Annotated in this window: 13 protein-coding genes; 10 read left to right on the top strand and 3 right to left on the bottom strand. The window is 66.8% G+C overall.

The features are described 5' to 3' along the window. Positions 1-27: 27 nt before the first annotated feature. The 6 genes from JVX90_RS14255 to JVX90_RS14230 all read left to right on the top strand — a co-directional run bounded on the left by JVX90_RS14255 (position 28) and on the right by JVX90_RS14230 (position 5434). Positions 28-249: an MbtH family protein gene (locus JVX90_RS14255; RefSeq protein WP_205329383.1), complete on the top strand. Its 222-nt coding sequence runs from the start codon at positions 28-30 to the stop codon at positions 247-249. Positions 250-511: 262 nt separating this feature from the next. Continuing rightward, entirely contained in the window at positions 512-859 is a 348-nt protein-coding gene (locus tag JVX90_RS14250; RefSeq protein ID WP_205329382.1) for a hypothetical protein, read from the top strand. Between the two features lie 54 nt (positions 860-913). Then, the gene (locus tag JVX90_RS14245) at positions 914-2152 is read left to right on the top strand and encodes an ATP-binding protein (RefSeq protein WP_205329381.1); all 1239 of its coding nucleotides are present in this window, start codon (positions 914-916) and stop codon (positions 2150-2152) included. Further along, positions 2149-3207, top strand: coding sequence for a hypothetical protein (locus JVX90_RS14240; protein WP_205329380.1), 1059 nt, complete (start codon positions 2149-2151; stop codon positions 3205-3207). Before JVX90_RS14245 ends, JVX90_RS14240 begins: the two co-directional genes overlap by 4 nt. Beyond that, complete coding sequence (locus JVX90_RS14235; RefSeq protein ID WP_205329379.1) at positions 3204-4370, top strand: ATP-binding protein; 1167 nt, start codon at positions 3204-3206, stop codon at positions 4368-4370. Before JVX90_RS14240 ends, JVX90_RS14235 begins: the two co-directional genes overlap by 4 nt. Next, complete coding sequence (locus tag JVX90_RS14230) at positions 4367-5434, top strand: hypothetical protein (protein ID WP_205329378.1); 1068 nt, start codon at positions 4367-4369, stop codon at positions 5432-5434. The genes JVX90_RS14235 and JVX90_RS14230 overlap by 4 nt, the downstream gene beginning before the upstream one ends. 54 nt (positions 5435-5488) lie before the next feature. Here the strand turns inward: JVX90_RS14230 and JVX90_RS14225 are convergent, their stop codons facing one another. After that, the gene (locus tag JVX90_RS14225; protein WP_205329377.1) at positions 5489-5971 is read right to left on the bottom strand and encodes a hypothetical protein; all 483 of its coding nucleotides are present in this window, start codon (positions 5969-5971) and stop codon (positions 5489-5491) included. A gap of 61 nt (positions 5972-6032) precedes the next feature. After that, the gene (locus tag JVX90_RS14220; protein WP_205329376.1) at positions 6033-6788 is read right to left on the bottom strand and encodes an acetoacetate decarboxylase family protein; all 756 of its coding nucleotides are present in this window, start codon (positions 6786-6788) and stop codon (positions 6033-6035) included. A gap of 163 nt (positions 6789-6951) precedes the next feature. Between JVX90_RS14220 and JVX90_RS14215 the strand changes: the two genes are divergently transcribed. Further along, on the top strand, positions 6952-7599 hold the full coding sequence (locus JVX90_RS14215; protein WP_205329375.1) for a response regulator transcription factor: 648 nt from the start codon (positions 6952-6954) through the stop codon (positions 7597-7599). Between the two features lie 59 nt (positions 7600-7658). Here the strand turns inward: JVX90_RS14215 and JVX90_RS14210 are convergent, their stop codons facing one another. After that, complete coding sequence (locus tag JVX90_RS14210) at positions 7659-8114, bottom strand: SRPBCC family protein (RefSeq protein ID WP_205329374.1); 456 nt, start codon at positions 8112-8114, stop codon at positions 7659-7661. A 228-nt stretch (positions 8115-8342) separates the two neighbouring features. On the opposite strand from JVX90_RS14210, the gene JVX90_RS14205 reads away from it, so the two are divergent. Genes JVX90_RS14205 through JVX90_RS14195 form a run of 3 tightly spaced genes read left to right on the top strand, consistent with a single transcriptional unit; the run spans position 8343 to position 10922 of the window. Next, positions 8343-8624, top strand: coding sequence for a LuxR C-terminal-related transcriptional regulator (locus JVX90_RS14205; protein ID WP_240194182.1), 282 nt, complete (start codon positions 8343-8345; stop codon positions 8622-8624). 16 nt (positions 8625-8640) lie between these two features. Then, complete coding sequence (locus tag JVX90_RS14200) at positions 8641-9873, top strand: ATP-binding protein (protein ID WP_205329372.1); 1233 nt, start codon at positions 8641-8643, stop codon at positions 9871-9873. Then, positions 9858-10922: a hypothetical protein gene (locus JVX90_RS14195; RefSeq protein ID WP_205329371.1), complete on the top strand. Its 1065-nt coding sequence runs from the start codon at positions 9858-9860 to the stop codon at positions 10920-10922. Before JVX90_RS14200 ends, JVX90_RS14195 begins: the two co-directional genes overlap by 16 nt. Positions 10923-10976 lie beyond the last annotated feature (54 nt).

The raw sequence follows: 10976 nt of genomic DNA, 5'->3' as shown, positions 1-10976 counted from the left end.
CGTTGTACGCGCTACGAAAGGATGAACATGACCAACCCGTTCGACGACGAAGACGGCCGCTTCTACGTTCTGGTGAACGCCGAGAACCAGCATTCGCTGTGGCCGACGTTTGCGGACATCCCCGCAGGATGGACCAAGGTGTTCGGCGAGGATTCACGTGCGGCGTGCCTGGAGTACGTCGAGACAACCTGGACGGATCTGCGCCCGCAGAGCTTGATCGACGCCATGAATAGCGACAAGTCAAGCTGAGTGTTACCTCATCTTTCAATGTGTGATGGACGTCTCACTTGAATAACGAACTGGCGACACGCCAGCTAACTACGGTATTTCCGCTGGTCACGTGGTCCACTGGAATCTGACAATGTCGATGGCACGAATGGTGGGCGGATCGGGCACGGAATCGACCTAGCTCCTACTGGCGAGTTAAGTTACGCTTGCGTAGGAGGGCGAAATAACGTTCTACCAGCCAGAATGGTTAGCAAGGACTAACCGAGCAACGGAGGACCGAGCGATGAGCACGATCGCACAGAGTGGCCGCGACCAGTGGATTGCCGACCTCTGCGTGCACCTCGCCGATCGGGCCGAGACCGCTGGCTGGATGGTCGCTGTGCGTCACGCGGGTGACTCGGTCACCTTCGATGCGCTCACCGTTTCCGTGAACGACTACCGGCGTGTCGTCGGCACTCACGGAATGTCTCTCGAGAGTGCGCTCACCGCGGCTCTCTGCACTGCTTTGCCAGGTCTGGTCGCCCTCGAACCGGCTGATCAGGCACGTGCCCTCACCGAGATCGTCGGATGGCTCGGCCGCGACGTCCCGGAGCCGGTCGTCGGACGCCGCGGACTTCGCTCAGTCTCCTGAAGTCGGCGCGGAGTAACGTCTCCGGCGCAGTTCGCCGCGTGAAAGTATGGGGCGATGACTCGGACAGCGCCCCATGCGGAGCCTCGGCTCCGAGTGCCGCTGCCTCGACGGAAAGACCTCACCGCGTCGGAGACCCTCCAAACCGTCGGCGCGGGGGTCATCGGTGGCGGATACCTCTTCTACCTGTTCGCCGCAGCAGGTTCGCTCACAGTTTTCGGTGATCTGGTCGACCCGTGGTGGTTGCCGCTCAGCATCGTCTCGGTGGTGGGCAGCGGACTCGCGCTGATCGGAGTCGCCGTCACGGCTCGCCCCGACCTTCTCGGACACGTCGCAATCGGGTGCGCAGTCGCCTACCTCATTGTCATCGGGTCGTGGTTCGCCGCTTGGACCGATCGGACTGTCGAACTCGACTCGGGAAGCCAGACCATCGTCGTCTGGATCAGCATGCTGCCCGAACTCGCCAGCATCTCGCTCGTGATCGGTCGCCGCCCGGTTCTCGCGGTCGCCAATCTCGTTGTGGCAGTAGCGCTCAGCGAAGCGACCTCCGCGCTCGTGTCGACCGGCCAGCTCGACTACCGATTCTGGGTGCAAGCGTTCTGGTCGATCGCCTTCGGCGGTGTGTACCTGCTGCTGACGGCCGCCGCCGTCATCTTCGCACGCCGACTCGACCTCGCCAGGGCCGCGACTCTCATGAGGGCACGCGACCGCGAGAACGAGGACCTTCACGATGTCGATCGCCGCAGACTGGACGCCCTGGTCCATGATCGGATCATCGCGTTCCTCTTGGCGCTGAGACCCGGAGTGCCCGAGCCCGCGCTCCGGGCAGCAGCAGGCGGCGTGATCGACGAACTCGACCACTGGTGGGATCCGACGGTCGGTCAATCCGATCTGCTCGACGGCCGAGAGTTCGTACAGCGGATCCGGACCACCGCCTCCTCCCTCGGCGATGCGGTGGTCGTGCGCGGCGACCTCGACCCGGGCGCCACCGCGCAGTTCGACGCCGACGTGACCGATGCGCTGCTGGACGCCACTGCCGAGGCGGTCCGCAACTTCTATCGCCACGCAGGCGCGGACGCCTCGTGCGTCGTCATCGCGGCAGTGACCGACGTGGAGATCACCGTCACGATCGCGGACGACGGGTCGGGCTTCGATCCGTCGGCCACCCGCGCGGGAAGGCTCGGACTGTCGTTCGGGATCACCGGACGCATGGCGTCTATCGCAGGCGGATCGAGCAGCATCGTCAGCGCTCCCGGCCACGGAACCCGAGTCCGACTGCAGTGGGAGCGTCCGTGAGCAGCTCCTCCGGAGACTTTCTGGAGAACCTCCCCGGCAAGTGGATCGCCGGAGGTGTGCTCACGGTCTACTTCGTCGCTCTCGGCGTGCGGACTGTCGTCGCCGGTCGCCTCGCCGATTTCACCGCGGTCACCTGGGTCGGGACGACCCTCGCATTCCTGCTGCTCGCGGTCGCGATGACGGTGACGGTCAGTTCGGCGACGTCAGCGCTGACCGGCAGGCAGGCCGGTGTCGTCTGCGGTTCGGTGATCGCGGCGGTCGCTGTGGTGTGGGGATCGGCGGCTCTTCTGGGATCCGCAGCACTCGGCCCGTTCCAGACGATGCTGTCCACCGCCACCATCGTGCTCGTTGTGCTGATGATGCGCGGTCGGCTGTTGCTCGCGTGGGTCGTCGTCGCGATCAACACGGTCGTCGGCGTCATCGTCGGGCCGCTCACCGGATCGTCCACATGGCTGAACGCGGTGCTCCCGCGCGCCAGTTTCACCATGCTGTTCATCGCGACCGGGGCCGCGCTGCTCCTCGCACCTCAAGTCGCCGAACTCCACGCTCTGTCGGACCGTAGAAGGGTCGATAGGAAAGGAGTCGACGACGTCCGGGAGGACATCGCCGCCCGCGACGTCCGCATCCGACGCATCGACGCTCGCGTCCGCCCGCTGCTGACCAAGGTCGTCGACGGAGATCCGGTGACCGACGACGACGTCACGGACGCTCGCCTCATCGAGGCCCGCCTCCGCGACGGAATCCGCGGCAGAGCGCTCGATGTGCCGCGGGTGCGGCGAGCGGTGTGGGACGCGCGTCGCAGCGGAGTGTCGGTCACCGTTCTCGATGACGGCGGACTGACCGAACTCGACTCCGCGCGCGCCGACGCCGTCGTCGACGCGACGGCTCTTGTTCTCGAAGAAGAACTCGTCGGGCTGTCCGGCGGTGACGTCGTCGCACGGATCGCACCACCCGGACGTGATCCGATCGCCACCGTCGGTGTGGTCTCGGGAAGCGTCCGTCGCCGCGTCGAACTGACCGCCGACGGTCGGATCCACCGGGTGGTGGAGACATGAACGTCTACCGGATGCAGCGTGCCGCCGCACTCACCGTCTCGATCAGCACCCTGTTGGTGCCGTTCATGTCCATCGTCCCGGCGATCATCGCCGGCAGGGGAGTGACGGAAGTGTGGTGGACGCCGACATCGTTTGTGCTGATCCTCGGTGCGGCTGTCGTGATGCTGGTGGCAGCGGCACCGGATGCCGGTCGATCACGCGCACTGTTCCGGTCTGCGGTGCTGCTCGCTGCGGCGAACCTGGCCGCCCTGGCACTGTGGTTCCCCGCGTGGACTCACTTGGACTACGCCGGATTCGGCTCGCCGCCTGTGTGGTCGGCCAACACCGTCGTCCTTCCCGCGGTTGCGCTGGCGACACTGGTTCCCGTGCGGTGGGCGGCGGCGTACACGGTGCTCGGGCTCAGCATGTTGGCCGTCGCTCAGCAACGGGCCGGATTCGGCGGTCACGGCACCGACGCGTACTTCAATCAGATGTTGACCGGCTCTCTGGTGGCGGTGTTCCTGGCGATGCTCGGGACCGCGATGGGCATTGCACGGAGTGTGGACGCGACGAGGGCCGTCGTCCTCGCCGAGAGTGTCGCCGCCGCGGCGCGCGCTGCCCGGGTCGAGGAACGGCACCGCCTCGACGTCGTGGTGCGGGACAAGGTGATCGCGGTGCTCCGCGAGATCACCCCGGGCACACCGGACGAACGTCACCGACGTCAGGCGCAGGCGGTCCTCGCCGAACTCGACGGAACAGACGTCGATCCGTCGGCGGCGGGAATCGTGTCTCCATCGGATGCCGTCGTCCAGCTACGCGAAGCGGTCATCGCATTCGGCGATCACCTGTTGGTGTCCGTCGAGGCCGCCGAGGACGCCGCCGACTTGCCGGTGTCCGTCGTCGACACCGTCGGAGCGGCTCTCGTCGAAGCCGTCGGCAACTCAGTGGTTCACGCCGGACCGAACGCGTCGACCGCGGTGGTCGGAATCGTCTGCGGGTCCGGTGTCCGGATCCGGGTGGTCGACGACGGTCGAGGATTCGATCCCTCCCGCATCGCGCCGGACCGATCGGGGATCGTCCTCGGCATCCAGCAGCGAATGCACGCCCTTCCCGGAGGGGCGGCGACGGTCGAGGCTGCGCCGTTCGACGGGACGATGGTGTCCCTGGAATGGAGCCGACAGTGACCGCCGCCGACACGGTGCGCATTCCCGTCATGTTCGGACTGCGCACCCGGCGACTCCGCGTGATGCTGCTCGTCCTGCTCGGCGTGTACACGATCACACGCATGACGGCGTTCGCCGAGCCCCGCCACGGATGGCAGTGGCTCCTCGAGGCAGTCGGGGCCCTTGCACTCGGGGCGAGTGTCTTCCTGGTCGTCCTCGGCGACGCAGACCCGCTGCCGCCGGTGGTGACCTCAGCCGTCGCCGCTCTGGCTGCAGGGGGCCTCGGGGCGTCCTGGTGGGCCACGCCGAGTGGCGCAGGCCAGTGGGTGCAGCCTGGCGCGCCCCTCGTCGTGTTCGCCGTCGTCGCGGGCCTGTTGTCACTGCGCGGACGCTCGCGCACCGCATGGGGGAGCAGCGTCGTCGCGGTGGTGATGGCCGCAGTGTGGTCACTGCAGCACGGGGGAACGCTTGTCGCGGGTGGCCAATTGACACTGCGGATCGCCGTGTCCCTGCTGCCGTCGACGCTGATGGCCGTCCTGATCCGTCCGATGCTGCAGCTGACGGCCGTCCTCGAGGCCCGTCGCGCTCAGACCATGCACGCGATGGCGGTGACCAGCGCGACGGTGTCCGAGCGAGCGGACCAACTCGAGCAGTTCGACGCAGACGTCCGCCCGTTCGTCCAGCGGGTCGCCGACGGCGCCGTGTTCGACGAGGAGTCGGCCGCCCGCGCTCGGCTGCTGGAGGAGGATCTCCGAGACTCGGTCCGCGGTCGAGGCTGGCATTCCGGCCTCACGCGTGAGTCGCTCGCCGATGCGCGTCTGCGTGGAATCGCGGTCCGAGTGTTCGACGACACCCCAGCCGATGGCGCCCTCACCCCGGAAGACCTCATCGTGCTGCGCCGCGGTCTTGCCGGAGTCCTCGCCTCCGTCGAGCGTGGAGCGGTCACGGCCCGCATCCTGCCTCCGGGTCGCGACTATGTCGCGGTCATCACCACGGTCACCGCAGACTCCGTCGAACGCATCGTGTGCAGTCGTGACGACGGCGCGCTCGGTTGGACGGCCGGCGACGTCGTCGCATCCGCCTGACGACGACGCGCCCTCACCCGACGTGGGTGAGAGCGCGTCGGCCGACGTGGAATGTCAGCGCATCATGGAGGCGAGCATGGTGACCGCCTCTGAACCGAGCTTCCAGGTGCCGTCGACGTTGACGAACGCGAAGTTCATGTCGATAGCGGCAGGCTGATGGGGGCCCTTGACCGCGACGACCGCGGTGGCCTTGTCGCCGTCGACCTTCACGGACTTCACCGTGTAGATGTCAGGGGTGTAGCCGGCCGCAGCGGCCTTCTTGTTGTAATCGACGAGCTTCGTCTGCACCGACGGGTCGGTGAACTGGACGAGTCCCGCGAGCTCGGCCTCGGGTGTGTTCGAGTCGAGAGCCTTGCGCAGGGTGGTCTGCGCCTGCTCGACGGTCAGCTCGGCTGCCTGCGCGGCCGACGTCGACGCCGACGAGTTCGAGCTGTTGCCGTCGTCGCTGCTGGAGCAGCCGGTCAGTGCGATCGCTGCGCCTGCGGCGAGGGCGACCGCTGCCACGAGCGGGCGGCGGAAGGTGGAGCTGAGAGTCATGCGGGGTCCTTTCGTGTAAGGCGAACCTAACACATGGTGGTCGGCGTGTTTCCGCGGGTGCTCAGGGACGGGTGATCACCACCGCGTCCTCGAACCGCATCGACAAGTCGGACACCGAGCTCGACATGAGTGCGTGCCGCGAGAGTTTCAGCCGACGCAGTTCGTCCGCCATCGGATGATCACCGAGTCGCAGTGTGGCGCCGCCGATCCGGGTACGGGTCCCGGTTGTCGACGTCAGACGCCACGGAGTGCGTCGTGTGACTCCGTCGAGTTGCGCATACGACTGCAGAACCGCCTCCGACGAGTTGTCGGGAACACTGATCCCGCGCCGAACATCGAGCTCGGCGATCAGCTTCCCGTCCTGGAGGACTCGGCCGGTCTTGATCGGAGAGGTGTGGTCGACGTCGAAGTCGGCGAGGACTTTCGGGAAGCCCCAGATCCCGCGTCCCGCGGCCAGTGTGAAGTCGCCGTCGACGGGGAGTTCGTGGATCAACGCGTGGGCGTCGCCCTTGACGAGCGAACGGAGGGCGCCGAGTTTCGACGGTCGGGTACTGCCGGGGTCTTCGACGAGGAAGCAGACGCCGAACTCGTTGTACGGACCGAGGTCGCCGTCGATGTAGTCGACGAACACGAGCATGCACATGGTGCGCCCGGGACGGACCTGGAGCGGCTTCAGATCGGAGTCGCCTCGCTCGGCGATGGCGCGGTCGACGGCGGTCGCCGATGCGGAGAATCCGGCCATGAAACAGCGTGCCGAACGGATCTCGACCGGCATGGACACCGAGGTTCCCAGGACAGTGTGGCTCGAAAACGTCATGGTCCGACGCTACGGTTTCGAGTGTCGGATTGGAACCACTTCGAGGACTAGGGCACAAAGTCCCTACTGCTGCGCCGAGTGCCCGGTTTTGTCGGTGGAATGGACTACGTTGAAGTACGAGTCTCGCGGGTAGCACGGGACCGACGGTGAGGGGACGCAAGACATGACGGTGCGCGTGGGGATGGTCGACGACCATCCGTCACCGGTGTGGGGAATCGATCGGATCCTGGAGCCGCACGACGACCTCGACTTCGTATGCGCCGCGGCGACAGTGTCGGAACTGCTGTCCAAATCATCCGATCTCGACGTCGTGATCCTCGACCTCCGGCTCAACGACGGCACCACGCCGCGCGAGAACGTCGAACGTCTTGCGGACCTCGGCATCGGGACGGTCGTGTACACCTCCGGCGAGCACCCCGACCTTCTGCGGTCCGCGGCGCGTGCCGGCACACTCGGCGTGGTGTTGAAGTCGGCGTCCGAGGACGAGATCCTGCACGCCGTCCGGAGTGCGGGCGCGGGCGAAGAAGTCTTGACCACCGAGTGGGCGGCCGCCATCGACGGCGACCCCAATCTGGACACCGTCGACCTCAGTCCTCAGTTGCAGCGGGTCCTGACGCTGTACGCCTCGGGCGGCACATCGGTGAGCGTCGGACGCGAGCTCGGCGTCGCCGCGGACACCGTCAACGAGTACCTCAAGCGAATCCGCCAGAAGTACGCGGACGCGGGTCGGCCCACCCGAACCAAACTCGACCTCTTCAAACGAGCGGTCGAAGACGGTTGGCTCCCGATGCCGCACCGCGGACGCGACTGACGTAGTGCTCATCCCTTCAGACGAACTCTTCTCGCGGTCGCCGACCGTGAGCGCGGGCTTCAGCCCTGCCTGACGGCTTCCGCGAGGGCGTCGAGCCCTCGCTGGAAGTCCTTGCCGATCGCCTTGTCGAAGTACAGCATCCCGCCGATGGACATGAGCAGGTTTCGCGATCCCGACATCGTCCATGTGACGCGGGTGCCGGTGCCTTCAGGGGTGAGCTCGAACGTGGCGACGTTCTTCGCGGTGAACGGCGCGGTGAACAGCAGATCGACCACGATGCGCGAGGCGTCCGACGAAACGATCGTCATCGTGCCTGCACCCGCCTTGGAATTGCCTGCCCACTCGTAGGTGGCCCCGACGCCCGACTCGGGTCCCGAGTAGGTGCGGCGCAGCGCGGGATCGAGACCCTCCCACGGCGACCACCGCTGCCACTCGCGGAAATCGTTGATGAGCGGGTGAATCGCATCGGCGGACGCGGGGATCGCGACGGATCGGGAGTTCGAGAACGAAGGCATGTCGCCCACAGTAGTGCCCGAGGGCACTCGATGTCTGGCGACCATGTTCCGGTGTCCCTAGTTCTGGGTCTACCGGCAACTGTCGTGTGTTCGTACGGTTGACGACAAGCCTGGAAGAGGGCTAGTCCAGGTCGTTCATCATTCGTCGGGGAGTTAGCAGGGAGGTCACCGGTGACTGTTGCAGAAATTGATCCGTTCATCGATTCGGACACGGTTTCGGCACCGACGTTGAGGGAAGTTGTCGAGAGCGCACCGACGCTCGCGGTTGTGGGCGGACCGCTGGTGCGGCCTGCGCTCTCGACCCGCGAAGTGGAAGTGCTGCTCGCCTGGCTCGCCGCGGAGTCGAAGGAAGACGCCGCCGCGCAGCTGTTCATCTCCGCGTCGACGGTGAGCACCCACATCTCGCGGATCCGCACCAAGTACTCCGGGGTGTCCCGCCCGGCACCCACCAAGGCGCATCTACTGGCCCGCGCTTTGCAGGACGGCTACACCACGCTCGACGTCTGGTGAGACCATTGTCTCTGTGGTGACCGCTCAGACGCTGACTCGGCTCCGCCCGCAACCTGGGAATTCAGGTGACGGGCGGAGCCGTCTTCGTCTCGATGCGAGCGAGCACGTGCGCATCCTCGTGGTGATGGCGACGTTCGTCGGCGGCGGATACATCGTCTACGCCCTGATCGCAGTGCCGATGATGGTCGCGCAAGCGGATTCGATCGTCGCGGCGTGGTATCCGCCCGTCGGCGTCGCGCTGGCGATGGGGCCGGGACTGATGCTGCTCGGTGCTCGTTACGTCGCCGAGCCGGTTCGGTGGATCACCGTGTGGGTCCTGCTGTCTCAGATCGGGGTGGTCGCGGCAGGACTCCTGTGGGGCGCAGTCGGAATCGGTTCGTCGCCGACGCCTGCCGTCTGGATGCTCGACTTCGTCGGGCTGACCGCGGTCGCAGCGTGTCTCGTCTGCACGATTCCGCAATCCCTGGGTTTCCTCGTGCTCGGCAAATCCGTCGCCGCCTACGTGGCGCTCGCTCACCAGGAGTCTCCCGACGTCGCCGACATGGTCCGCGAAGCGGTCTTCGGCGTCGTCTTCACCACCTTGTTCGTGTGCACGGCAGTGATGGTGGTGCGGTCGGGTGCGGCGCTGGACCGGTCTCGGTCGACCGCGGCCGCGCTCGTCGAAGCACACGTCCGAAACGCTGAACTCGCTCGTTTCGACGGGCTCATCCACGATCACGTGATCTCAACGCTCGTGGCTGCGGGTTCGGATCCGAGCGATCCGCGAGTCGCCGCGTTGGCGGTGTCCGCTCTCGACCGACTCGATGCGCTCGCCGGCGACCATGTCTACGACGACGAGCACGTCACCCACATGGAGATGGTCGCTCGGCTGCGCACCGTCATCGATCCGCAGGTCGACACCGTGGTCAACGTGCCAGACGGGCACACGCTGCGCACGGTGACCGTTGGAGTGCCGGCAGCCGCTGTGCGCGCGCTCGCTGAAGCGGTCGGCGAGGCTGTGCGCAACAGCGCGATCCATGCCGGGTCGGACGCCGAACGTGCCGTGGTGATCACCGTCGACGCCGACCGTGTGTCCGTCGTGGTCGTTGATGACGGTGTCGGTTTCGATCCTTCGGCCGTCGCCGTCGACCGCCTCGGTCTGGCGCTCAGCGTGCACCGGCGGTTGGAGACACTGCCGGGCGGTCACGCGAGTGTGCAGAGCACACCCGGCGCCGGAACCATGATCGAGGTGTCGTGGACGAGACCTTGATCGAACCGCCGGATAAGCGGCGCTGGTGGCAGTCCGACCAGAGGGAGGACACGTCCGCCGTCATCGGCCTGCAGTCGGGTTTCGCCGCCGTCGCGTTGGCCACTGCGTGGGCCGTGTTCCTCATGCTGGGGCTGATGAGCGGCGGAGTGGAGCGCACCTGGCTCTACCTTTTGATGTTCGGTGCGATCGGCGCCGCGTTCGGGCTGCTGTTGTTCGCGCCGGGCACGCCGGCCGCACGATGGGCGACGGTCGGGGCGGTGATCGCCGAAGTGGGCGCCGCGGCGGCCTTCGTCTGGGCCATCGTTCCGGTGAACCGCGGCGCGATGATGCCCTTCGCGGGTGCAACCGCGGTGATCGGTGCATTGTTCTGTCTGCGTGGTCGGGTCGGGAGTGGTTGGGTCGCCTTCGGGCTGGTCACCGTGGTCCTCGGAATGGTCGGGCGGCAACGAGCGGACGCTCTCCACTACGTCACGGAACCGCAGAGCGGCAATCTCGGGATACTGGTGATGATGACTGTATTCGCGGCCATCATCGGTCCCCGTGCCGAACAGATCTTCGCGCTGCGCAGGCAGGCGACGCGGGAGAGCAAGGCGCTCGCGGTCCGCGCCATCCGGGATCACGAACTGGCCCGCCTCGACGATCGAGTCCGGCCTCTGCTCAGGCGCATCGCCGACGGCGACGCGCTCGACGAGACTGAGCTGGTTCACTGCAGGCTCGTCGAAGCGCAACTCCGCGATCGGATTCGGGCGCCGGGGCTCGATGTGCCGATGGTCGCCGACGCAGTGTGGGCCGCACGGGAACGACAGGTGCGAGTGGTGCTGCTCGACGATCGGGGCGATCGGGGCTCATTGCCGGGGCCCGACGGCGACGACAGACGCCTCGAGGCAGCACGAGCGGCGGCCGTCGCGACACTGACCGACTCGTCGAGCGGTGACGACGTGACCGTCCGACTGCTTCCCGAAGGGCGACAAGCCTTCGCGACGATCACCGTCGCGTCGGGTGGCGGTGTGGACCTGCGTGAGCTCGGCGCCGTCGACCTGACGGTGTGACGCCGCCGAATTTTGCCCTGACCGGGACATTCGCCTACACTTGAGCGGTTGCCT

It is taken from the genome of Gordonia sp. PDNC005 (assembly GCF_016919385.1).
Lineage (GTDB): Bacteria > Actinomycetota > Actinomycetes > Mycobacteriales > Mycobacteriaceae > Gordonia.
Note: the sequence above shows the minus strand (reverse complement) of the source record. Positions and strands in the feature narration are given on the sequence as shown.

Excerpts from the sequence above, each read along its gene's own strand:
- JVX90_RS14255 (WP_205329383.1), top strand. The coding sequence starts at position 28 with ATGACCAACCCGTTCGACGACGAAGACGGCCGCTTCTACGTTCTGGTG.
- JVX90_RS14250 (WP_205329382.1), top strand. The coding sequence starts at position 512 with ATGAGCACGATCGCACAGAGTGGCCGCGACCAGTGGATTGCCGACCTC.
- JVX90_RS14245 (WP_205329381.1), top strand. The coding sequence starts at position 914 with ATGACTCGGACAGCGCCCCATGCGGAGCCTCGGCTCCGAGTGCCGCTG.
- JVX90_RS14235 (WP_205329379.1), top strand. The coding sequence starts at position 3,204 with ATGAACGTCTACCGGATGCAGCGTGCCGCCGCACTCACCGTCTCGATC.
- JVX90_RS14225 (WP_205329377.1), bottom strand. The coding sequence starts at position 5,971 with ATGACTCTCAGCTCCACCTTCCGCCGCCCGCTCGTGGCAGCGGTCGCC.
- JVX90_RS14220 (WP_205329376.1), bottom strand. The coding sequence starts at position 6,788 with ATGACGTTTTCGAGCCACACTGTCCTGGGAACCTCGGTGTCCATGCCG.
- JVX90_RS14215 (WP_205329375.1), top strand. The coding sequence starts at position 6,952 with ATGACGGTGCGCGTGGGGATGGTCGACGACCATCCGTCACCGGTGTGG.
- JVX90_RS14210 (WP_205329374.1), bottom strand. The coding sequence starts at position 8,114 with ATGCCTTCGTTCTCGAACTCCCGATCCGTCGCGATCCCCGCGTCCGCC.